The organism is Burkholderia sp. Ap-955 (genome assembly GCF_011753045.1).
Taxonomy (GTDB): domain Bacteria; phylum Pseudomonadota; class Gammaproteobacteria; order Burkholderiales; family Burkholderiaceae; genus Burkholderia; species Burkholderia lata_D.
On sequence record NZ_VWWH01000011.1, the window covers coordinates 1 to 22,109 of the forward strand.

At 67.1% G+C, this 22,109-nt stretch carries 23 protein-coding genes; 4 read left to right on the forward strand and 19 right to left on the reverse strand.

Features of this window, described 5'->3' with window-relative positions:
- From F3J15_RS08870 to F3J15_RS08895, 6 genes are all read right to left on the reverse strand, one after another.
- A partial coding sequence (locus F3J15_RS08870; RefSeq protein ID WP_166889854.1) for a ChuX/HutX family heme-like substrate-binding protein occupies positions 1 to 1,084 on the reverse strand: 1,084 nt, incomplete at its 3' end.
- A 49-nt stretch (positions 1,085 to 1,133) separates the two neighbouring features.
- Positions 1,134 to 3,401, reverse strand: coding sequence for a TonB-dependent hemoglobin/transferrin/lactoferrin family receptor (locus tag F3J15_RS08875; RefSeq protein ID WP_166889856.1), 2,268 nt, complete (start codon positions 3,399 to 3,401; stop codon positions 1,134 to 1,136).
- A gap of 238 nt (positions 3,402 to 3,639) precedes the next feature.
- On the reverse strand, positions 3,640 to 3,867 hold the full coding sequence (locus F3J15_RS08880) for a hypothetical protein (protein ID WP_089448553.1): 228 nt from the start codon (positions 3,865 to 3,867) through the stop codon (positions 3,640 to 3,642).
- A 199-nt stretch (positions 3,868 to 4,066) separates the two neighbouring features.
- Positions 4,067 to 4,450, reverse strand: a complete 384-nt coding sequence (locus tag F3J15_RS08885; protein ID WP_089448552.1) for a DUF6232 family protein — start codon at positions 4,448 to 4,450, stop codon at positions 4,067 to 4,069.
- Positions 4,451 to 4,574: 124 nt separating this feature from the next.
- A complete protein-coding gene (locus F3J15_RS08890) occupies positions 4,575 to 4,835 on the reverse strand; it encodes a DUF2866 domain-containing protein (RefSeq protein WP_011353838.1) in 261 nt (86 codons plus the stop codon).
- Between the two features lie 212 nt (positions 4,836 to 5,047).
- A complete protein-coding gene (locus tag F3J15_RS08895) occupies positions 5,048 to 6,205 on the reverse strand; it encodes a porin (RefSeq protein ID WP_166889858.1) in 1,158 nt (385 codons plus the stop codon).
- A 307-nt stretch (positions 6,206 to 6,512) separates the two neighbouring features.
- On the opposite strand from F3J15_RS08895, the gene F3J15_RS08900 reads away from it, so the two are divergent.
- Entirely contained in the window at positions 6,513 to 7,319 is an 807-nt protein-coding gene (locus F3J15_RS08900; RefSeq protein WP_089448551.1) for a MetQ/NlpA family lipoprotein, read from the forward strand.
- Positions 7,320 to 7,448: 129 nt separating this feature from the next.
- Here F3J15_RS08900 and F3J15_RS08905 read toward each other — a convergent pair whose 3' ends face one another.
- The 4 genes from F3J15_RS08905 to F3J15_RS08920 all read right to left on the reverse strand — a co-directional run bounded on the left by F3J15_RS08905 (position 7,449) and on the right by F3J15_RS08920 (position 11,817).
- The gene (locus F3J15_RS08905) at positions 7,449 to 8,564 is read right to left on the reverse strand and encodes a succinylglutamate desuccinylase/aspartoacylase family protein (protein ID WP_069252629.1); all 1,116 of its coding nucleotides are present in this window, start codon (positions 8,562 to 8,564) and stop codon (positions 7,449 to 7,451) included.
- Positions 8,565 to 8,789: 225 nt separating this feature from the next.
- A complete protein-coding gene (locus F3J15_RS08910; RefSeq protein WP_089484873.1) occupies positions 8,790 to 9,572 on the reverse strand; it encodes an ABC transporter substrate-binding protein in 783 nt (260 codons plus the stop codon).
- Between the two features lie 226 nt (positions 9,573 to 9,798).
- Positions 9,799 to 10,719: a LysR substrate-binding domain-containing protein gene (locus tag F3J15_RS08915; RefSeq protein ID WP_166889860.1), complete on the reverse strand. Its 921-nt coding sequence runs from the start codon at positions 10,717 to 10,719 to the stop codon at positions 9,799 to 9,801.
- Between the two features lie 150 nt (positions 10,720 to 10,869).
- Positions 10,870 to 11,817, reverse strand: a complete 948-nt coding sequence (locus F3J15_RS08920; RefSeq protein WP_166889863.1) for a helix-turn-helix domain-containing protein — start codon at positions 11,815 to 11,817, stop codon at positions 10,870 to 10,872.
- A gap of 106 nt (positions 11,818 to 11,923) precedes the next feature.
- On the opposite strand from F3J15_RS08920, the gene F3J15_RS08925 reads away from it, so the two are divergent.
- Positions 11,924 to 12,232 carry a DUF3817 domain-containing protein gene (locus F3J15_RS08925; RefSeq protein ID WP_166889866.1) on the forward strand — a complete coding sequence of 103 codons (309 nt, stop codon included), beginning with the start codon at positions 11,924 to 11,926 and terminating at the stop codon, positions 12,230 to 12,232.
- The gene (locus tag F3J15_RS08930) at positions 12,229 to 12,630 is read left to right on the forward strand and encodes a CopD family protein (RefSeq protein WP_166889869.1); all 402 of its coding nucleotides are present in this window, start codon (positions 12,229 to 12,231) and stop codon (positions 12,628 to 12,630) included. The genes F3J15_RS08925 and F3J15_RS08930 overlap by 4 nt, the downstream gene beginning before the upstream one ends.
- A gap of 44 nt (positions 12,631 to 12,674) precedes the next feature.
- On the opposite strand, the gene F3J15_RS08935 is transcribed toward F3J15_RS08930, so the two are convergent.
- The 3 genes from F3J15_RS08935 to F3J15_RS08945 form a co-directional block, all read right to left on the reverse strand.
- Complete coding sequence (locus F3J15_RS08935) at positions 12,675 to 13,268, reverse strand: hypothetical protein (RefSeq protein WP_166889872.1); 594 nt, start codon at positions 13,266 to 13,268, stop codon at positions 12,675 to 12,677.
- 213 nt (positions 13,269 to 13,481) lie between these two features.
- Complete coding sequence (locus tag F3J15_RS08940) at positions 13,482 to 14,870, reverse strand: NCS2 family permease (protein ID WP_089448547.1); 1,389 nt, start codon at positions 14,868 to 14,870, stop codon at positions 13,482 to 13,484.
- Positions 14,871 to 15,399: 529 nt separating this feature from the next.
- Positions 15,400 to 16,077, reverse strand: a complete 678-nt coding sequence (locus tag F3J15_RS08945; RefSeq protein WP_166889875.1) for a TetR family transcriptional regulator — start codon at positions 16,075 to 16,077, stop codon at positions 15,400 to 15,402.
- A 48-nt stretch (positions 16,078 to 16,125) separates the two neighbouring features.
- Here F3J15_RS08945 and F3J15_RS08950 point away from each other — a divergent pair, with 48 nt between their 5' ends.
- Positions 16,126 to 16,791, forward strand: a complete 666-nt coding sequence (locus tag F3J15_RS08950; RefSeq protein ID WP_166889878.1) for an O-methyltransferase — start codon at positions 16,126 to 16,128, stop codon at positions 16,789 to 16,791.
- A gap of 120 nt (positions 16,792 to 16,911) precedes the next feature.
- On the opposite strand, the gene F3J15_RS08955 is transcribed toward F3J15_RS08950, so the two are convergent.
- From F3J15_RS08955 to F3J15_RS08980, 6 genes are all read right to left on the reverse strand, one after another.
- Positions 16,912 to 17,439, reverse strand: a complete 528-nt coding sequence (locus F3J15_RS08955) for a DUF3455 domain-containing protein (protein ID WP_166889880.1) — start codon at positions 17,437 to 17,439, stop codon at positions 16,912 to 16,914.
- A 171-nt stretch (positions 17,440 to 17,610) separates the two neighbouring features.
- Entirely contained in the window at positions 17,611 to 18,621 is a 1,011-nt protein-coding gene (locus tag F3J15_RS08960) for an aldo/keto reductase (RefSeq protein ID WP_089484879.1), read from the reverse strand.
- A gap of 22 nt (positions 18,622 to 18,643) precedes the next feature.
- Positions 18,644 to 19,759: an alkene reductase gene (locus F3J15_RS08965; protein WP_166889883.1), complete on the reverse strand. Its 1,116-nt coding sequence runs from the start codon at positions 19,757 to 19,759 to the stop codon at positions 18,644 to 18,646.
- Positions 19,760 to 19,833: 74 nt separating this feature from the next.
- Positions 19,834 to 20,640 (reverse strand): 2,5-didehydrogluconate reductase DkgB, encoded by an 807-nt coding sequence (gene dkgB / locus F3J15_RS08970; RefSeq protein ID WP_166889886.1) that lies wholly within the window; start codon positions 20,638 to 20,640, stop codon positions 19,834 to 19,836.
- A gap of 149 nt (positions 20,641 to 20,789) precedes the next feature.
- Positions 20,790 to 21,749, reverse strand: a complete 960-nt coding sequence (locus F3J15_RS08975; protein ID WP_166889889.1) for an LLM class oxidoreductase — start codon at positions 21,747 to 21,749, stop codon at positions 20,790 to 20,792.
- A gap of 13 nt (positions 21,750 to 21,762) precedes the next feature.
- Entirely contained in the window at positions 21,763 to 22,086 is a 324-nt protein-coding gene (locus F3J15_RS08980) for an adenylate cyclase (protein WP_166889892.1), read from the reverse strand.
- Positions 22,087 to 22,109 lie beyond the last annotated feature (23 nt).

A 22,109-nucleotide genomic window follows, 5' to 3' on the forward strand; every position in this document is an offset into this window, starting at 1 on the left:
TGCCCCCGCGTGCCGCGGCCGGCAGCGTCGCGACGAGCGTGCGCCAGTCGTCACGTTCGACCTTGCCGGGCTTGCGCTCGCCGAACAGCAGTGCGACGTGGTCGCCCTGCCGGTCGAAGAGTTCGAGCGACGTGACGATGCCGTCGCTGGTCGGCTTCTTCACGACCCACGCGGCGGCGATCAGGTCTTCGCGCACGTGCAGGTTGAAGCCCGGGTCGAGCACGTTGATCCATGCGCCGACCCCGCGCACGTTCGCGACGGGGCCCGTATGGATCTGGATCATCCCCGCGTTGCCGACGAACACCATGATCGGCTGGCCGCTCTGCGCGGCCTGCTGGAGCACGTGGCGCAGCGCATGCGCGGTTTCGACCGGATACGCGTATTGCGGATCGGCGAGCCGCAGCGCCTGCATGCGGCTTACGCCGAAGCGTTGCGTGATCCCGAAGAACTGGTGCGTGTCGGTCATCGCGTCCCACGCGGCACGGAAGCCGGCGACGTCGATCTCGGTGTCGGCGCGCTCGGGCGTTTTCGGCGCGGCGGGCGCGACGTCGAGGCCCGGCTCCTGCGACGGGGCACGCCAGCGCTCGACGAATGCGTCGTAGGCCGCGTGGTCGCTGTGCGCGCGCAGGTAGACCTTGTGGATCGCATGGCCCTGCGCGTCGAAGAACTGCAGGCTCTTCAGCGGGCCGTGCGCAGTCTCGTCGCGCACCGCGAACGCCGATACCCAGTGACGATAGAAGATGCGCAGGTCGATATCGCCGAGCGCGAGCCCGATGGGGCCGTCGTGGCTCATCTGCGCGTACTCACCATCCTTTTCGTGAACGGCCGTATCGTTGCGCGTGAGCGCCATCACGCGGCCGAGGCGCGGCATTTCCTCGAACATCGCCGGGAAGCGCGCGTCGAGCCGCACGACGTGCTCGCCGACGAACGCGGCGAGCGCCTCGCCTTCGCTGACGCCGAGTGCCTGCGCGACGTCGCGGTTGCGCAACTGGCGCTCGGTCTTGAGCTTGATGAACGCGTCGCGCAGCGCGGCGGCCGCGCGGGCCGGCGTGGCCGGTTGACCGGGAAGGGCGGATTGCATCATGTCGGACTCCTTCAAGTAACGGTTGGGGTGGCAGCGCGGGCGGCGCGCATCAGAAATCCACTTTCATGCTGACGGCGACCGTGCGTCCGGACGACGTATATGCATCGAGCACCTGCGAATCGGCTGCGATGCCGCGCACGTCCGACCAGTTCCAGTACTTCCGGTCGAACAGGTTGCGGATGCCGATCGTCGCGCTCACGTGCTTGTTGAAGCGGTAGCCGCCGCGCAGGTCGACGACGAACGACGACGGCGGCGAGAAGCACGCCTTGTTCGAGCAGTCGGACTTGTCGATGTCCTTGTCGCGTTTCGCGGCCTGGAACAGCAGGTCGGTCTGCACGTACCAGCGCTCGGTCGGCTCGTAGCGCACGCCGAACACGGCTGAGAACGGATTGACGGTATTCAGCGGCTGGCTGGCCGCGCCGTCGTTCTGCGTCGAGCCTTTCGTGAACGCCATCGCCGTCTTCAGCGTGATGCCGTTCGGCATCACCCATTCGGCGCGGCCTTCGAGGCCGTGAATGCGTGCGTCGGCGAAGTTCACGTACTGGAACACGAACGGGTCGGTTGGCCGGCCGCTGCCGGCGATCGTCGTGCGCGAGATGAAGTTGCGGTAGCGGCCCGTGAAGGCAGCGGCGCTGTAGCGCACGACGCCGTAGCCGGTGCCGGCCTTGCCGCGCAGGCCCGCTTCGAACGTGTCGCTCGTCTCGGGCTTCAGGTTCGGATTGCCGATCGACGTGTAGCCGTACACCGGGTTCGAGAAGCTGCTGTTCACCTGGTCGGGCGTCGGCGCGCGGAAGCCGTGCGCGTACTGCAGGTACGGAATGACCGCGGGCGTGATCTCGTAGAGCACGGCGACGCGCGGCGACAGTTCGTTCGCGCTCGTCGACACGGCCTTGCCGGTGAACAGCGGATCGTTTTCGGTCGGGCTCAGCCGGTACGTGTCGAAGCGCAGGCCCGGCGTGACGAGCAGGCGGCCGTAGCCGATCTGGTCCTGCACGAACGCGCCGAACAGCGTGTAGTCGGTGTCGGGGAACGCCTTGTTCGGGAATGCCTCGCCGACGCCCGGCACCGTGCCGTCGCGCATGTTCGTCACGCGCGACACACTGCCGTCGACGCCGTAAAGCAGCTTGTGCGCGAACGGACCGGTCGCGAAGCCGCTTTCGGCGAAGGCGGAGCCGCCGAACGTGCGCTCCTTGTACTGGTTGTCGCGCGAGCGCGAAGCCGCCCGGCCGCGTGTCTCGAACGCGTACTGGTCCTGCTTCGCGTCCTGGTAGTAGAACTGCACGTGCGCGGTCTGGAACCAGCGGAACGCGTCGTCGTGGAAGTCGTAGTCGACGCTGAAGCGGTTGCGCTCGAGGCGGTCGTAGGTCGTGAGGCCGAGCGTGGTCGGCGGGCTGATCGCCGACAGCACGTCGGTGCTCACGCGGCGCCGCACCGTTTCGGCGGTGAATTTGATCGTGTCGCGCGTGGTGGGCGTCAGCACGAGCTTGCCGAGCAGCGATTCCGAATAGACGTCCTGCGGGTTCGACGTGGTGCGCAGCGTGCTCGCCGAGTTGTTGCTGCCGCGCGTGTCGACCTCGTGGCCGCGCCGGCCGTCGGCGATGATCATCCCCTGCGCGCGATCGTTGCCGCCCGCGGCCGACACGGTCGCGCCGACGCTGCGGTCGGCCGAGTCGTAGCTCGGCCGGAACGAGAAGTAATAGGGCTTGTTGTAGATCGACAGCAGGTCGCGCGGATCCTTCGTGATGAAGTTCACCGCGCCGGTCAGGCCGTCGCTGCCGTACAGCGCCGAGGCCGGCCCGCGCAGGATCTCGATGCGCTTGAGCGTGTCGAGATCGGCGTAGTCGCCGCGCCCTGCTTCGAGCGGGCCGAACGAAAACGCATTCGGCAGGCGGATGCCGTCTTCCATCAGCAGCACGCGATTGCCTTCGAGGCCGCGGATGTTGATGCTCGAATCGCCGTCGCGGCCGCCGCCGAGCGCGGCGCTGCCGGGCCGGTACGCGGTGCGGCGCACGGTGACGCCCGGCTCGTAGCGCAGCGCGTCCTTGATGTTGGTGGCCTGCTGTTCTTCCAGATCCTCGTCGTTGATCACCGACACGGACGCCGCCGTGCGGCTCGCGGCCGTGGCGGTGCGGTTGGCCGTGACGGTGACGGGATCGAGCAGCGCCGCGTCGCCGCGCGTGGACGCGGCGACGAGGAGGGCGGCAGGCGGGGTGGCGCCTTGCGGCGTCGAATCGGCGTGAGCCGTGGCGGCGGACAGGCCGAACGCGCCGAACAGCGCGGCACAGATCGGCCGCCGCGCCAGCGTATAGCAATGCACAGGTGGTCTCCCATTGACGAAAACAAGCCCGAAGGCTGGCTGGGTGACGCGTTCACCTGGCTGGCCCGCCCGCGCATGGAAGGCGGCGAGCGGCGAATTGAAAGGCAACTGATAACTTTACCAGTGTAAATGAGAATTATTATCAATACAAGAACGGAGAGCAGCTCGCGTGGGTGAGCGCTCACCTGCGCGGCCCGGGCGAGCCACGACGGGAAATTCGGGAAAAAACGGGGCCTGGCTAGGCCAGCGCTTCGATGCGGATCAGCAGGTTGCGCGCATGTGTGATGAACGCGTCGTGCGTCGCGCGATCGCTGTGGCTTTCGAGGCCGGCCTGCTCGGCGAACGCGATCTGTTCGGTGTAGAGGTCGACGAGCGCACGGCGTGTGTCAGGGGGAAGCGCGCGGATCATCGACACGATCAGCAGTTCCTGCGCGCGAAGCGTGCCGGACAGCGTCTGGACGTTCATGCTGGCCTCCATGGACGATGCGGCGGCGAGCCGCTCTTTCCATACTAGGCGGTCGGCGGTCGCAGCGCAGGCGCGGTGTGGGCGACGAGGAGGCGGAATGCGATTCGACGGGGTAATCGACGCTGCCGTTGCGCGGCGCGAAACGCGCCACGCGTGGCCGGAGCACCGCGAATCGAAGCGTGCAGGGAGGCGAACGGAATCAGCCGGCCGCTTTCGCGGCCTGCGCATCGCGCACGACTTGCGCGACGCGTTCGACGAACGCGGCGTCGACGCTCGACAGCGCCTCGCGCTTGCCGTCGGGCATCTCGACCATCAGGCGATACGTGACGTCCTGCGTGGCCCATGAGAGATAGCCGACCACGACGAGCATCACGCCGACGACGAGCGCGGCGCTCGATCCGGCGATGCCGCCTGCGACGGCGGTGGCCGCGCCGATCAGCGAGATCAGCGACGGTACGAGGCGGTTCTTCGGAATCTTGACGACGTCGACCTGGCGGATGTCACGGAGTGCGAATACCTGCCCGGCGGCCGACAGGCCGTTGCGCGTGATCATCACGCCACGTTCGTTGAATGCGTTTTCCATCGTGTGTTGCGTGGACGAAAACGCGCAGCGTAGCAGGTTTCGTTGCGGCATCAAACGAGACCGACTGCCGCACGATGGGTGCGGCGCGGGTGAAACCGGGGAAGCGGATGGAGCGGGAAGGCGTTCAGAACTGCAGGCGGCCGTCGCCGTAAAGCCGGCCCGGCACGTGCGAGGCGACGACCTCGGCGATCTCTTCGTCGGTCGACTCGGCCGGCACGATCTGGCGCCGCGCGGGCGCGTCGAGATGCATCGTCCATTCGACGAGACGATATGGCCGTCCCCACGGACGCTGCATTTCGACCGATACGCGGCAGCTCTGGACCGGCATCGAGTGTTGGCACGTCAGAATCGCGTGCAGATGGCTGAAAACGGTATCTTCGATCATCATGGCCTCCGATCCTGTCTTGTCTTGTGGGCAATCGATGGCGGCGCCGTCGGCGGTTCAAAAAAAAAGCCGCCGATGTTCAGGCGGCCAACAGGGGGGGTGAGAGCATCCTCTCAGCCCAGAATTAAGCGAAACTTAAAAGCACATAAAAAAGCGCCCCGCGTGGAGCGGGGCGCTTCTTGCCGTCGTGATCCGCGAGTTAAGCGGATGCTTTAGAACTTGTGACGGATACCGATACGTGCGGCGATCTGGTTCTTCGAACCCGTGCCCGACGTGTTGAAGTAGCTCGTGCTCGAGCCGATCTGCGCTTGCACGCCCTTGCCCGATGCCTGCTGGTACACGACCAGGCCGTACACGTCCGTACGCTTGCTGAGTGCGTAGTCGGCGATACCGTTGACCTGGTTCCAGTGCCACGAATTGCCGCTCTGCGTCGCGTTCGTGTACGTGTAGCCGAGGCCGCCCGACAGCGCCGGCGTGAAGGCGTACTTCGCGCCTGCTTCATACGCGTTGTAGAACGTGCCGCCCGCGCCCGACACCGTCGAGAACTGCGTACGCGTCCACAGCAGCCATGCCGTTGCCGGGCCCCAGACGTAGCGGCCACCGACGCCGTACGTGCGCAGGTCGCGGACGTTGCCGGTCGCGATGTTCGCGATCGTCGTCGAGAACGCCGGCGTCGACTGGCTCGGGAAACGGATGTCCGTGTAGGCTGCGCCGACCGAGACCGGGCCGTTCGCGTAGTTCAGGCCGAAGCTGTATGCGCGCGACGAGCCTGCGGTCGTCGTCGTGCCCGTCGTCGTCGCCGGTGCGCCTGCGAAGTCCGTCGAGTTCGAGAAGCCGTACAACGCGCCGAACGTGAAGCCCGAGTAGTTCGCGCTCTGGAACTTCACGGCGTTGTTGATGCGGCTCGACGTGAGCTGGTCGAGGTCGTTCACGTGGTACGCGTAGTTACCCGCGACCGTGTTGCCGCCGGTCGAGTAATTCGAGCCGAGGATGTCGGTCGAGAACGAGTACTGGCGGCCGAACGTGACCGTGCCGTATTGCGACTGGCTCAGGCCGACGTAAGCCTGGCGGCCGAAGATCGCGCCGCCCTGGCCGATCGTGCCGTTACCGCTGTTGAAGCCGTTTTCGAGCACGAAGATCGCCTTCAGGCCGCCACCGAGGTCTTCGGTGCCGCGCAGGCCCCAACGGCTGCCCTGGGCAACGCCGTCGTCGTACTTGAACAGCTTGCCCGTACCGCCGTTGGCGGTCTTGCTGTGGTTCACGTAGCTGATACCGGCATCGATGACGCCGTACAGGGTCACGCTGCTTTGTGCGTGCGCCGTGCCGGCCGTTGCTGCCAGAGCGGCGATGGTCAACAGTTTCTTGTTCAAAGGGTTCTCCGAGCGAATGAATGGCGTGTCCAGTTGCGGTTCCGGCGCTCTCTCTGGGCGCTTTCACGGACCGGCGGCAACTTTATCGAGGGGCCACGTAATGAATATGACAGCGACTGTCATATGAAGAATCTGTGGCGTCGATGCGACACTGAATTCTGCCCGCTTGTATAGTCGGTGGTTATACCGATTCAGACTGAGATTCGATCGGAATCGGGAATATGCACATGAAATAAGCTTGGTTGGCGGCGTTCCGGCCCCATGCCACGATCCGTGTTCCAACAAACGACACGGGACAGAGGACACCATGCGACGTTCATTCCTGACCGGCCTCGGCGCACTCGCCGCCGCGCTGGCATTCGCGGCGCCCGGCGCGCACGCCGACCCGCAAACGCTGAAAATCGGCACGATGAGCGGCCCCGACGCCCAGATCTGGACCGAGGTGACGAAGGTCGCCGCGCGCGAAGGTCTCGCGATCAAGGTCATCGAATTCAACGACTACGTGCAGCCGAACGCGGCGCTCGATTCCGGCGATCTCGACGCGAACGGCTTCCAGCACCAGCCGTTCCTCGACAGTCAGATCAAGCAGCGCGGCTACAAGATCGTCAACGTCGGGCTCACGTACACGGCGCCGATGGGTTTCTACTCGAAAAAGCTCAAGTCGCTGAAGGACTTGCCGGTGGGGGCGAAGGTCGGGATCCAGAACGATCCGTCGAACGGCAACCGCGCGCTGTTGCTGCTGCAGAAGTACGGGGTGATCAAGCTGAAGGCGGGCGTCGGCGCGAACGGCGTGAACGCGACGCCGCTCGACATCGCCGAAAACCCGAAGAAGATCAAGATCGTCGAGCTTGATTCCGCGCAACTGCCGCGCGCGCTGCCCGACGTCGATGCCGCGTCGATCAACACCGACTACGCGGTGAAGGCCGGGCTCACGCCGGTGAAGGATGCGATTGCGATCGAGGATCTGCGCGGGCCGTACGCGAACCTGATCGCGGTGCGCGCGCAGGACAAGGACAAGCCGTGGGTGAAGAAGCTCGTCGCGGCCTATGAATCGGACGACGTGCGCAAGTTCATCGACCAGAAGTTCGGCGGCGCGATCATACCGGCGTTCTGAACGTTTTCACGTACCGGATGGCCGGACATCGACGCTCCGGAAAGCCAATCGCCCGCGCAAGCGGGCGATTTCGTTGGTGCGGGCGGGTGAGCGCGATGCGCGCCGTGCGCCGGCGCGCGGGCCGGCCGCTCAGGCCGACAGCAGTGAACCGGTGCGGATCGCGGTCGCGCCGGCAATCCGCGCGACTTCCATGCCGGCCGTCGCGAAGCGCACGATCTGGCGCGCGTACAGCACGCCCGACACGCTGCTCTTCAGCGTGACGACGCGATCGGTCAAGGGATCGACGATGTCGGCCACGGCCTGGCCGGCCTCGATCATCACGCCGACCGGCGTGCGGAACACGATCACGCCCGACACCGGCGCGACGAGCGGATCGGTGCCCGCGAGCGGCGTGGCCGGATGCGCGAGCGGCGGCAGCGGCGCCGGCGTGCCGTCGACGACCCCACGCTCGGTCAGGTATTCGACGATCGCCTGTGCGTCCTTTTCCGCGAACTCGTACGACACGTCGCGCTCGCTGCGCAGCTCGATCGTGACGGAAATCGCGCCGTTCGGGATCGGGAAGCGATCGCCGAAGCGGTTGCGCAGATCCGACCAGCAGAAGCTGTGGATCTCGTCGAACGGGTTGCCGACCGAATTCAGCGCGAGCAGCGACGCCTGCGCGTCGAGGTAGCGCGACAGCGGCTCGACGTCCGGCCACAGATCGGGATTCGTGTAGAGGTGCATCACCGCATCGCTGTCGCAGTGCAGGTCGAGCACGATATCGGCGTCGAACGACAGCTTCTGCAGCGCGAGGCGCTGCGAATCGAGCTCGGTGCGCGGCTTCTGCTCGTCGAGCGCTTCGCGCATCGCGGCACGCACGGCGACGAGGTTGTGCTGCGCGTCGTGAGTCAGGCGGTGTTCGACACGCGGCAGCACGAGCGCCGCGAGATCGTAGAAATTGCGGTTGAAGTTCTGCATCGAGCCGAGCTCGAAGCGGCCGAGGTGATCGCCGAACACGTGTTGCGACAGGCCGATCGGGTTCGGCACGGGCACGATGACGACTTCGCCGCGCAGCTTGCCGGCCGTCTCGAGCGCGGCGATCTTGCGGCGCAGCAGCGTGGCGACCAGCATGCCGGGCAGTTCGTCCGCGTGCAGCGAAGACTGGATATAGACCTTCTTGCCGCCGCGCGGGCCGTAGTGAAAGCTCGTGATCTGGCGTTCGGTACCGACGGCGGGGGAAATCAGCGGATGGGTCTGCGTTTGCATGATGGGGGAGTGCGGCGCAGCCGCGAATGTCCGGTGTGCGTGGAAGATCGATTGTACGTTGCCTTCCTCGCCGCCATCAAACCGGCGCCAGAACACGCCGTTTCTCTTTGAGAATCATCAGGTTGGGGCGGAAAAAATAACGCTGCCGGTGCGGCCCCCGCAATAAAAACGGGCTCCTTGCGGAGCCCGTTCGTGCCGAAGCGAAGCGTGCGCTTGCCAGGCGGATTACTTGCCGTAGACGTCGAAATCGAAGTACTTCTTCGCGATCTTGTCGTACGTGCCGTCCTTGCGCATGCCGGCGATCGCGCCGTCGATCTTCGCCTTCAGGTCGGTGTCTTCCTTGCGCAGGCCGATGCCGGCGCCGTTGCCGAGCGTCTTCGGATCGTCGATGTCCTTGCCGGCGAACTCGTAGTTCGCGCCGCGCGGCGTCTTCAGGAAGCCGATTTCAGCCTGCACCGCGTCCTGCAGCGCGCCGTCCAGGCGGCCCGAGATCAGGTCGGCGTAGACCTGGTCCTGGTTCTGGTAAGGCACGACGTTCACGCCCTTCGAGGCCCAGTACGTCTTCGCATAGGTTTCCTGGATCGTGCCCTGCTCGACGCCGACCGACTTGCCCTTCAGCGATTCGGCCGTCGGCATCAGGCCCGTGCCCTTCTTCGTGACGAGGCGCGTCGGCGTGTTGAACAGCTTCGCCGAGAAGGCGATCTGTTCCTGACGCGCCGGCGTCATCGACATCGACGACAGCACGCCGTCGAACTTGCGGGCCTTCAGCGCCGGGATCATCCCGTCGAAGTCGTTCTCGATCCACACGCACTTCGCGTTCATGCGGCGGCAGATTTCGTTGCCGAGATCGACGTCGAAACCCACAACCTTGCCGTCAGCGCCTTTCGATTCGAAAGGCGGGTAGCTTGCGTCGACGCCGAACCGCACGGTCGACCAGTCCTTCGCGTACGCGCCGCCGGCCGATACGGCGAGCAGGGCAACGGTCACAGCCGCAAGAATCTTTTTCACCAGGTGACTCCTCGTTTTGTTCGATGGGTGCGCGGTTGTGCCGCGCCGTAAGCCTTCGGCCCGGCGCGGCTTCGCGACAGGCTGTCCGTTTCGCCCACCCGATGCGGGCGCGCGACGTGCGGAAGATTATCAAGACAAAATACCGGCAGGGCGCCTAGGACATGCCCCGATACCGGGCCCGGCGGCGGCGCGTTGCGGGCGCAGCCGTTTCAGACACAGGAACGATTCAGCCGAGCGTTTCGTTGACCGCGCGCTGCAGGCACGTGACGAATTGCGTGACGGCGGGCGTGGGCAGCAGGTCGCGCCGCGCGATGATCGACAGGTCGAAGCGCGGCATGCTTTCGTCGAGTTCGGCCGTGCGGATGCCCAGCGGCGCGACCATCGCGGCGAGCGGGCGCGTGAAGCAGCCGATCACGTCCGAGCGCGCGACGAGCCCGAGCGTCACCGCGAACGACATCGGCGAGCGCAGCAAACGTTTGGGCAGCGGCAGCCCGTGCGCCTCGAACATCCCGACCATCACACTGTGCGGAAACTGCTCGGCGCCGACGGTGACGATCCACTCGGCATCGAGCAATTCCTCTAACCGGCGCGCATGCGCAAGCGGATGGCCTTCGCGCATCACGACGGTGAATTCGGTCGACAGCAGCGGCGATTGCGTGAAATCGCGGTCGAGCGCGGGCACATGGTGCATCGCAGCGATGTCGAGCGTTCCGTTGCGCAATTGCGCGAGCGCGTCGGGCACCGTCACTTCCTCGAGATGCAGGCTCACGTTCGGCATCGACTGGCGGAACGCCGTCACCGCGCGCGGCAGCGCGGTGAGCGCGATCGACGGCATCGTGCCGACCGCCACGCGCCCCGACATCTCGCCTTTCACCTGCTCGACGGCCTCGACCGTGCGGCGGATGTCGCCGAGCAGCTGCTCGGCGCGCGGCAGCAGCGCATGGCCGCACGCGGTCAGCTCGACGCCGCGTACGCTGCGCGCGAGCAGCTCCGCGTTCAGCGCCGTTTCGAGCTCGCGGATCGTATGCGTGATCGCGGGCTGCGTGACGCCGAGTTCGCGCGCGGCGGCGCGCAGGCTCTTGTGATGCGCGGCGGAGACGAACGCCTGGAGCTGCGCGAGGTTCAGGGGGTTGCGGATGCGGGTCATCGATGGGGTCCGGTTGGCGCGATGCTGTGGCGGGCGATGGGGTGTGGCGGCATTCGGTAGCCATCCTGACGGTTGCGTGCGCAGGTTTTTTCGCCACCGTGGCGAGGTATCGTGAGCCGGGGCGCGGTGGGGGGGGCGGTGCAGTGTGCATCATGCGCCGGACCGCGCGCGGAATGCCTGGCGATACCGCTGCGGCGTCGTGCCGACGATGCGCGCGAACCGCTCGCGAAACGCGGTGACCGAACCGAAGCCGGCCTCCGTCGCGACATGCTCGATCGACAGCGCCGTGACTTCCAGCAATTGCTGCGCATGCCTTACGCGCGCGGTCTGCAGCCATTGCCGCGGCGACGTGCCCGTCTGCTCCTGAAAGCGCCGCGTCAGCGTGCGCACGCTCGTCGACGCCTGGCGCGCCATCGCGTCGAGCGTGAGCGGCTTGCGCAGGTTGGCCTGCAGCCAGTCCATCAGGTCGTGCAGGCCGTCGATGCCGCTCGGCCATTCCGGTGCGATGAACTGCGCCTGACCGCCTTCGCGGACGCGCGGCGCCACCGCGCAGCGCGCCGCGTCGACGGCGACCGCCGCGCCGTAGTCGGCCTGGATCATGTGCAGGCACAGATCGAGGCCGGCCGCCGCGCCGGCCGACGTCAGGATCTGCCCGTTGTCGACGAACAGCACGTTCGGATCGACCGTCACGTGCGGATAGCGGCGCGCGAGTTCCGCTGCCGCGAGCCAGTGCGTCGTCGCGCGCAGGCCATCGAGCAGCCCGGCTTCCGCGAGCACGAACGCACCGCTGCAGATCGACGCGATCCGGCAACCGCGTGCGGCCGCCGCGCGCAGTGCCGCGATCACGGGGCGCGACGTGGGCGCGAGCGGCACCGACGTGCCGGGAACGACGATCGTGTCGGCATCGGCGAGCGCGTCGAGACGAAACGGGGGGCGCAGGTCGAACAGGTCGCCCGCGACACGCGCGTGCTCGCTGCACACACGCACGCGGTAGGGCTGCGCGACGGTGGGCGAACGCACGCGCGCGAACGTGTCGCACGCCATGCCCAGATCGAACGGGACGACATCGGGCAGGGCGAGAACGGCGACCGTGTGCATGGCGTTCGAGGGCTTGGCCAGAATCCGTTTAAAGATGTCATTTTAGCCAATGGCCCCGAGCGGCACCACACGCGACAATCGCCGCAGTCCAACCTGGAGGCTGCCGATGCAACAAGACGATCGCAATGCGCTGCGGACCCTGCAATACCTGTCGTTGCTGGAGGCGACCACGCTCGTCGTGCTGGTGTGCGTCGCCGTGCCGCTCAAGCACCTGGCCGGTTATCCGGCCGCGGTATCGATCATGGGCCCGGTGCACGGCATCGCGTTCGCGATGTACGTGTGGGCGGTCGTCGGCACCGCGTCGAGCGGGCTGTGGCGCAAGGCCGAGGTCGCGCGGCTCGTGCTGGCGGCCGTCGTGCCGTTCGTCGGCCTGACGAGTGCCGGATGGATCGCGCGCCGGAGGCACGCGCAATGATCTACCTGTGGCTCAAGGCCGTTCATGTCGTTGCCGTGGTCACGTTCGTCGGCGGCCTGCTGATGTTGTCCGTCGGCGTGCGCATTGCCAACCTCGCCGTGCATCGCGCCGTGCGCCGCTGGGACCGCACGGTGACGGCACCCGCGCTCGCGCTCGTCTGGATTGTAGGGATCGTGCTGGCGTTGAACGGTCACTGGTTCGGCGCGGCGTGGCTGTCGGTGAAGCTCGGGGTGGTCGCGGCGCTGTCGGCGTTGCACGGGATCCTGGCCGGCACGCTGCGGCGCATGGAACGCGACGATCTCGTCGTCGTGCCGGCGCCGTGGCTCGGGCAGGCGGCAGGTGCGGTCGTGGCCGCGACGGCGATCGTCGTCGGGCTGGTGGTGATCAAGCCGTTTTGATGCGGATGGCCCGCGCGTGCCGTCATGGCCGGCGTGGCAAGGCCCTACGCCAGCGCCATCTCCACCGCCGTCAGCGTCCGGCGCCGAATCCAGCCGCTCGCCATCCGGATCCCGAGCCAGTACGGCATGAACAGCAGCCGCGTGCGGGCGGTCGGGCAATGCACGAAGGTCTCGGTGCGCAGCATGTGCGCACCCGACGCGAGCCCGACGACTTCGAAGCGGAGCACCAGCTTCGCATCGCGCGGGTCGTCGTGCCGCACGAACGCCGCCGCGTCGGCGATCTTCAGCACGCCGAGGTCTGGGCGCCAGAAGCGGCCGATCAGGCCGAGCGACAGCGACGTTTCGTCGCGATGCAGCGGCGTGAACGCATGGAGGCCGAAGCGTTCGCGTTCGACTCGAGTGGTGCCGGGGCGCAGCGACGCGGCAACGGTAGCCGGGAATTCGCGGACGTTGAGCAGGGCGTCGACGATCGGATCCGTGCGCATGTCGAGCGTGGTGACCGTGTCGATGATGCGCGCCGGCGCGGCATCGATCGGCTTCGATTCGTGCACTTCGTGGAAGCCGAACGACGGGATGAACGGCGGCTTGCGCGCCGACGTCCGGGTGCTCGATTCGGAGACGATGCCGAGCGCGTTCATGGGGGCTCCCGAAGGCAAAGCCCGATCGTAGCACCGGGGGCGGATTCGCGCCGCGACGTTTCCGCGATGTGCGCCGCACTGCGCCCCATCAACAAAAAAAGCCTGGAAACTTGCGTTCCCAGGCCTGGAGACCATCAACGATGATGGTGGAGGAGACGATGTCGTCCCGATGCGCGCCGTCCTTCTGCCGGCGACGTCGCGCACGATTCGCGGTCAGATCGCCCAGCCGCCGAGATAGAACGTGACGAGCACGGCCGCGATGAGCACGGTGCCGACGTTGAGCTTGCGGAATTCGCCGCTGGCGATGCGGCCGATCACGAGCGTCGAGAAGCCGAGCATGATGCCCGTCACGATGTTCGCGGTCAGCACGATGAACACCGCGCACACGAGGCCCGACATCGCGTCGACCATGTCGTCCATGTGCAGCTTGCTCACGCTGCCGAGCATCAGCAGGCCGACGTACATCAGCGCCGGTGCGGTGGCGTACGACGGCACGAGGCCCGCGAGCGGCGAGAAGAACATCACGACGAGGAACAGCAGGCCGACCACGGCGGCCGCGAGGCCCGTCTTCGCACCCGCGGCCACGCCGACGCTCGACTCGATGTAGGCCGCCGCCGGCGCACCGCCGAGGAAGCCGGAGAAGATCGAGCTGAGCGAATCGGCGGTCAGCGCACGGCCGCCGTTGATGATGCGGCCGTTCTCGTCGAGCTGGCCGGCCTGGCCCGCGACCGCGCGGATCGTGCCGGTCGCGTCGAACACGGCGGTCATCACCAGCGCCAGCACGCTCGGCAGCACGGCCATCGACAGCGCGCCCTTGATGTCCATCGCGCCGATCAGCGACGCATGGCCCGGTGCGCTCAGCGACGGCAGCGCGAAGATGCCGTGGTATTTCACGCTCGGATCGAAGATCAGGCCGAAGATCGAGATCGCGATCACGACGAGCAGGATGCCGCCCGGCACGCGCCGCTTTTCGAGGCCGAAGATCGCGGCGAGGCCGATGATCGACATGATGACCGGGAACGCGGTGATCTGGCCGAGCGAGACCGGCAGGCCGGCGCCCGGGTTCTTGATCACGAGGCCGACGTCATTCGACGCGATCAGCAGCAGGAACAGGCCGATGCCGATGCCCGTGCCGTGCGCGACGCCTGCGGGCAGGTTGCGCAGGATCCACGAACGCACGCCGGTAACCGAGATGCCGGTGAACACGAGGCCCATCAGGAACACGGCGCCGAGCGCGACCGTCGGCGACAGCCCCTTGCCGAGCACGAGGCCGAACGCGGTGAACGCGGTCAGCGAGATCGCGCAGCCGATCGCGATCGGCAGCTTCGCCCACAGGCCCATCAGCAGCGAACCGAACGCGGTCGTGAGGCAGACCGCGACGAACACGGCGCTCGTGTCGAAGCCGGCCTTGCCGAACATGCCGGGAACGACGAACACGGAATAGACCATCGCGAGGAAGGTCGTGACGCCGGCAATGATCTCGCGGCGCTGCGTGCTGCCGCGCGACGAAATGCCGAAGTACCGGTCGATGACTCCCTTGGTGCCAAAGTCAGTTTCTTCCGCGCCGACGCCGACCGTCGGCTGCACCGGGGTATCACTCATGAGCTTGCTCCTTTATCAGCATGCTGAAACGGCCCGTAGCGAACCGTCGTCAGGGTGTCTCGTATCTAGTTGGGATTGTCGGCAACGTCGTGAGGACGAATGACGCGTGATCCGTGTCGTTACGTGCGAATCGAAACGATCGCGAGGGTGTCGCGTCGTGCGACGCGTTGTGGAGTCGACCCCGTCACGTGTGCTTTGCCGTAGCGAAGGTTAGGCGAACCACCCATCACGTCCCATTGGGGGAAGAGCATGCAGCGCATGTCTCAGCGCTTATATCGGCGTGCAACGGGGCTCCGTCGCGTCGACACGCGTGTATACGCCTAGTTCGAATCCGTTAAGGCGATTATTTGAATGCGGGGTCGACGGGCAAAGGGGAAGCGGGGGATGCATCGAAAATTACAAATGTCTTTCATTGTGGCCGCGCAGGCCGGTGGAGACAGGGGCCGGTGACGGGATCCGCCGCCGCGCGCAACCTGCATTCGGACGAGAGTGCCATCGCGCAGGGGCGGTTTTCGTCGTCGCCCCGGCCTCAATTGTGCGCGAGATGGTCGAGATAGGCGCGGAACATGTCGGCCATCGCGTTCGAATACGCGTCGATTTCGTCGGGCGAGCGCTCGCTTTCCGAAAACGCCTTGCCGGCCGCCATGAGCGTGGTGGTGATCAGGTCGCATGCCAGTTCGCGCGTGGCGGCCGGTGCATCGGGCAGCGCCTCGCGCATGAACGCCTGGAAGATGCGGTTGCCGGCCGCCTTCGCTTCGTGTGCCTCGGGGGCGTCGCGATAGAGCGGGGCGGCGTCGTCGAGCGCGATGCGCATCCGCGCCTCGTCGCATTCCGAACGGATGAACGCGTGAACGGCGGTGCGCAGCCGCTCGGGCGGTGTCCGGTTCACGTCCTCCAGCATCCCGCGCAGCATCTCGGCCGTCTGCCGCCATTCGTCATGCTGCAACCGGAACAGCACGGCCGCCTTGTTCGGGAAGTACTGGTACAGCGAGCCGACGCTCACGCCGGCGCGCTCGGCGACGCGCGCCATCGTGAAGCGCTGCGCGCCTTCGTTCGCCAAAACCTGAACAGCGGCCTGGAGGACGGCCTCGACGAGCTGGGTCGAGCGAGCCTGCTGAGGCTGTTTGCGCGTGGCAATCCGGGCGTTCGGGCGGTCGGTCATGAGCGGCTGGCCAATGCGAATAGTAAAACCTGAATAGTTCGTCATATTCTAATCGGGTGCAACGACGCACTCAACCTGAACCCGGAGATTCGCATGACCACCCTGACGCTCGACCCGCTGGCCTCGCTGCTCGCACGCCTGTTCGACGAAGCCGACGCCTCGTCGCCCGCGACGAGCCCGGACTTCGCCAGCCTGTCGCGCGACGAGCAAGCGCGGCTGATGCGCAGCAAGACCGGCTACACCGATTTGTATGCGCGCCTGAAGGACTATCCGCTCGCCGTGTCGCGCGAGACGGGCACGCTGCTGTACATGCTCGCGCGCAGCGGCGGCGCGCGGTCGATCGTCGAATTCGGCACGTCGTTCGGCATTTCGACGCTGCATCTCGCGGCCGCACTGCGCGACAACGGTGGCGGCCGGCTGATCACGAGCGAGTTCGAACCGTCGAAGGTCGTGCGGGCGCGGGCGAACCTGGCGGCAGCCGGGCTGGCCGATCTCGTGGAGATCCGCGAGGGCGATGCGCTGCGTACGCTGGCCGCCGATCTGCCGGATGCGGTCGACCTGCTGCTGCTCGACGGCGCGAAGGCGCTGTATCCGGAGGTGCTTGCATGCGTCGAGCAGCGGTTGCGGCCCGGCGCGTTCGTCGTGGCCGACAATGCCGATTTCAGCCCCGACTATCTCGCTTACGTGCGCGCGCCGGAGAACGGCTATCTGTCAGTGCCGTTCGGCGGCGATGTCGAGCTGTCGATGCGGATCGGCTGAGCTTCGCGGACCCTGAACGAGGGCAGGCATCCGTACATCAAGAATAGGATGACTGATCAATGTGATGCGAGAGGAGGACGCCGCCGCGACGGCACCCGGTGCTTCGGGCGCCGTCGCGCGTTACTTCAGGAACACGTAGCGCGCGAAATACGGAAAGCGGCCGACCGCATGCTCGGTCGAACACGCTGCATCCGGCGGCGTGCCGCCCGCGGTATCGAGCCGCTGCACGAAGCGCACGCCGGCGAGCGTGCCGGTCGCGCCTGTTGTGGCCGGCGTCGCGGCGAGCAGGAGTTGCGGAATGCTGCCGGCGCGCGCGCTCGGCGCTTCCGCGAGTTTCTTGCCGGTAATGCGGCTGCCGTCGAGCGCTTCCCATGACGGCCCGGCGCCGTGCCGGACGACCAGCGTGCCGCTCGCGTCGAACAGCATCGCTTCCGGGTGCTGGAACACCCACGCGAGCTTGTGTCCGGCGTCGTAGTCGCACGTGTAGACCTGTAGGCCAGCCGCAGTCGTCGACAGCACGGGCGTGGCCGGCTGGGGCGGCGCGAGGCCGGCGGGGTCGTCGGCGCGGGCGGACGACGCACAGAAGGCGAGTGCAACGCAGGCCACGGCGGCCGGTAGCATGGGGCGTTTCGGGAAGCGGCTTCGCATGGCGAGGCATCCTTTCGGGTCGGGTGACGGGTATTCGTCGACGAACCCGTAAACGCTAGACGCCAATTGCGCCGGCTGCAATGCGCAAATGGCGATCGTGGCGATAGCCGTTGCGATCGCACGCGGCCCGGGATGCGCGGCCGCTGGCTGACGCGGTCGCGCAGGCCCGATTCAACCTCGATCCGGGCCAACCGGCGTCGGCGCCTGCGCGGCAATCAGGCGTTCGGCCTTCAGCGTCTCCCACAGTTCGGCCGGGATCGACACCGCGGCAAGGCGCAGGTTGTCGTCGATGCGATCGGGCCGGCTTGCGCCGGGGATCGCGGCCGCGACGGCCGGGTGCGCGAGCGAGAATTGCAGCGCCACTGCTCGGACATCGACGCCGAATCGTTCGCAGATCTGGCGGATGCGCGCGACGCGGTCGAGCATGGCCTGCGTGGCCGGCTGATACTCGTAATGGGTGCCGCCCGCCAGCACGCCCGAGTTGTACGGGCCGCCGACGATGATGCCGAGCCCGCGCGCGGCGCTTTCCGGCATCAGCCGTTCGAGCGCGCCGGCATGATCGAGCAGCGTGTAGCGCCCGGCGAGCAGGAAGCCGTCGGGGTCCGCGCGTTCGAGCGCGAGTTCGCACGGCTCGACGCGGTTCACGCCGAGGCCCCAACCCTGGATCACCTTCTCGTCGCGCAGCCGCGTGAGCGCTCTGGCCGCGCCCGACATCGCGACGTCGAACACGTCGCGCCATGCGTCGCCGTGAAAGTCGACGGCCGGGTCGTGAATCCACACGGTGTCGAGCCGGTCGGTGCGCAGCCGCTCGAGGCTCGCGTCGATCGAGCGCAGCGTGCCGTCTTCGGTGTAGTCGTAGACGATCCGGTTTGGCAGCCCGTGGCGGAACAGGCCGCCTTTTTCGCCGAGATCGCGTTGGGATGCGTCCTCGTGTTCGTCGAGGACGAGCCGGCCGACCTTGGTGCCGAGCGAATACGCGTCGCGCGGGCGCCCCGCGAGCGCTTCGCCGAGGCGCAGCTCGGCGAGGCCGGCGCCATACAGCGGCGCGGCGTCGAAGTAGCGGATACCGCTTTCCCACGCCGCGTCGACCGTGGCCAGCGCTTCTTCGTGCGGGATGTCCCGGTACATGTTGCCCAGCGGCGCGGTGCCGAAGCCCAGGCGGGAAGGGAGCGTGATTCTCATGAGCAGTCTCGGGTATGCCGATTCAGGCCGCGGCCTGGGCCAGCGTCGGATAGTCGGTCAGCCCGCGCTCGCCGCCGCCGAACAGCGTGTTGCGGTCGTGCGGTGTGAGCGCGGCACCCGTGCGCAGCCGCTCGGGCAGGTCGGGGTTCGCGACGAACGGGCGGCCGAACGCGACGAGGTCGGCCCAGCCGGCGGCGATCGCTTCGCGTGCGCGCTCGGCGGTGTACGCGCCGGCATAGATCAGCACGCCCGGGAATGCGGCGCGCAGCAGCCGCTTGAATTCGACCGGCATCAACGGTGCGTCGTCCCAGTCGGCTTCCGCGATGTGCAGGTAGCCGACGCCGAGTTCGCCGAGCAGCTTTGCAGCGGCGAGATAGGTCGTTTCCGGATCGTCGTCGACGCAGCCGTTCAGCGTCGTCAGCGGCGCGAGGCGGATGCCGACGCGCGACGCGTCGCCCGTGCCTTCGATCAGCGCCTGCGTGACTTCGCGCAGGAAGCGCAGCCGGTTTTCGAGCGAACCGCCGTACGCGTCGGTGCGCGTGTTGGCATTCGAGTCGATGAACTGGTTCACCAGATAGCCGTTCGCGCCGTGCAGCTCGACGCCGTCGAAGCCGGCCTCGATCGCGTGGCGCGCGGCGGCGCGGTATTGATCGACGATCTCGCGGATCTCGTCGAGCGTCAGCGCGCGCGGCTCGGACGCCTGCACGAAGCCCGGCGTGCTGCCGTCTTCACCCGCGATGAACACGTTCACGCCTTTCGCCTGGAGCGGCGACGACGACACCGGCTGCCGGCCACCGAGCAGGCTCGTGTGGCTCAGCCGGCCGACGTGCCACAGCTGCGCGAAGATCCGGCCGTGCGCGGCATGCACGGCGTCCGTCACCTTGCGCCAGCCGGCGACCTGCGACGGCGTGTGAATGCCGGGCGTCCATGCGTAGCCCTTGCCGAGCGGCGCAATATAGGTGCCTTCGCTGACGATCAGGCCCGCGCTCGCGCGCTGCGCGTAATACGCGGCCATCAGTTCGTTGGCTTCGTCGCCGGGCTGGGTTGCGCGCGAGCGCGTCATCGGCGGCATCACGATGCGGTTCGGCAGCGTCAGCGCGCCGAGTCGCAGCGGTTGGAAAAGCGGGTCCTGGGTCATGGTGCTGATGTCCTGTGGGTGCCGCGGCTTTCGGGCCGCGGCGAATCAAATGTGAATGGCGGGTGGTGGCGCGGTCAGTCCCACTTCGGCGCGAGGCCGGCCGGGTCGACCTCGCGACCGTTGCGTTCGAGCGTGGCGATCTGCGCCATGTCTTCGTCGGTCAGGCGCAGCGTCTGCGCGAGCAGGTTGCTCGCGAGGTTCTCGCGCTTCGTCGACGACGGGACCACCGAGTAGCCGAGCTGCGACGCCCACGCGAGCGCGACCTGTGCGGGCGTCGCGTCGTGACGCTGCGCGATCGCGCCGATCACCGGATCGCCGAGCACCTTGCCGTATGCGAGCGTCATGTACGACGTGACGTGGATGCCTTCGGCGTTCAGGAATTCGACGAGCTTGCGGTTCTGCAGGTACGGGCTCAGCTCGATCTGGTTCGTCGCGATCGCATCCTTGCCGACGGCCGCGATCGCTTCCTTCGTCAGCGCGATGTTGAAGTTCGAGATGCCGATCCGGCGCGTGAGGCCCTGCGCCTTCGCGTCGGCGAGCGCGGTCATGAACGTGTTGAGCGCGACGCCGTTGTCGGGGGCCGGCCAGTGGATCAGCGTCAGGTCGACGTGGTCGGTGCGCAGCTTGCGCAGGCTTTCCTCGAGGCTCGGCACGAGCTTGTCCGGCGCGTAGTTGTCGACCCAGATCTTGGTCGTGAGGAACAGCTCGTCGCGGCGCACGCCCGACGCGGCGATTGCTTCGCCGACTTCGGCTTCGTTGCCGTAGATCTGCGCGGTGTCGATCGCGCGGTAGCCGACTTCGAGGCCGTTGCGGACCGAGTCGATGACGACCTGGCCTTGCAGGCGGAACGTACCGAGGCCGAATGCGGGAATCTTGCTCATCATGTGCTCCTGGGAGAGTGGAACGATTGCGATATGGAAGTCATTCTGGTGCGTTGGACTGATGAGATAAACGCCTTAAGAAGTCAAAAATATTTGATTTAAAATCAAATATTGGTCGTGCCGGGGGCGCGCGCGGGCCGTGTCCGGCCTTATGCGCCGCGCGTCTGCGGATTCGTTTTCGAATGGAACACCGGCAGCACCTCTGCCGCGATCTCGGCCATCGTCTCGTCGAGCGGACGCCGGTTGCGGCGGAAATGCAGGCCGATGTGCTGCACGCCCGCTTCGCGCATGGCCGCGAGTTCCCCGATGAGCGCGAGACGCCCCGTGCGTGCGCCGAAGCGGTGCCGCTGCAGCGGCTCGTGCGGATCTTCCGCGAGGTCGAGGTGGATGAAGCTCACGTACGGCTTGTCGCCGGCCACCGCGCGCCAGTTCGCGGCGCGGTGCCGATGGTCGTCCGGCGTGCCGGGATACGCGAGGCAGCCGTCCATGTGTTCGCCGATCCACGCGGGCGTTTGCTGCGCGAGACCCGCGACGAGTAGCGGCAGCAGCGTACGGACGGCAGGCAGCACGTCGAGGCCGGGCGGCAGGTGCCCGTGCGCGCCGTCGCGCAGCAGTGCGATCTGGTCGCGGAAATTCGCGCCGCGTGACGCGAAGTCGCGGCCGAACAGCGGATATTCGACCGGCCGGTCGCCGCTGGCGACGCCGAGCATCAGGCGGCCGCCGCTCAGTTCCTGGATCGTCGCGGCCGATTTCAGCGTGAGCAGCGGCTCGCGCAGCGGCAGCACGACGGCCGCCGTGCCGAGCAGGATGTCGTTCGTGATGCCGGCGAGGTAGCCGAGATACGAGAAGGTTTCGAACACTTGCGCGGCGTCGCCGAACGCGGGGTCGTACACCGGCACGTCGCGCACCCAGAGCGCGCGGAAGCCGAGCGTATCGGCCCGTTGCGCGAGCGTCGCGTGGAGCGCGAGGTCGGGTACGCCGGGGTAGCGACGGTCGTGCTGGCGCTTCGCGTTGCCGGCCGGCGACCAGTCGTTGTCGAGCGGCAGTTCGAGGCCGATGCTGAAGCCGCCGTCGGCGAGTTTGTCGAGTGCGGTGAGTGAAGTGGACATGGTCGGGTTCCGTTCAGATCGCGCGCAGGCTGCCTTCGAGCCGGTAGAAATCGAGCGACGACGCGGTGAAGAAAGACCGCGACGTGCCGGCGGCGAAATCGTCGATATGCACGACCGTCGCGCGGTCGGCTTCCTGCCACGAGATCGCGTAGGTTTCGCCGGCGATGTGCTGCCACGTGTATTCGATTTCACCCTTCGCGCCCGCGTACGGGCCTTCGGTGATCTCGTAGCGCATGTGGCGGCCGTCATCGTCGTACGCGTTGAGCGCGGTGAGGCCGTCGTAGCGCACTTCGAACGTCTTGCCGGCGAACGGCGGGCGTGGGGTCGATGCATTCATGTGTGCAAACTCCTGCAATACAG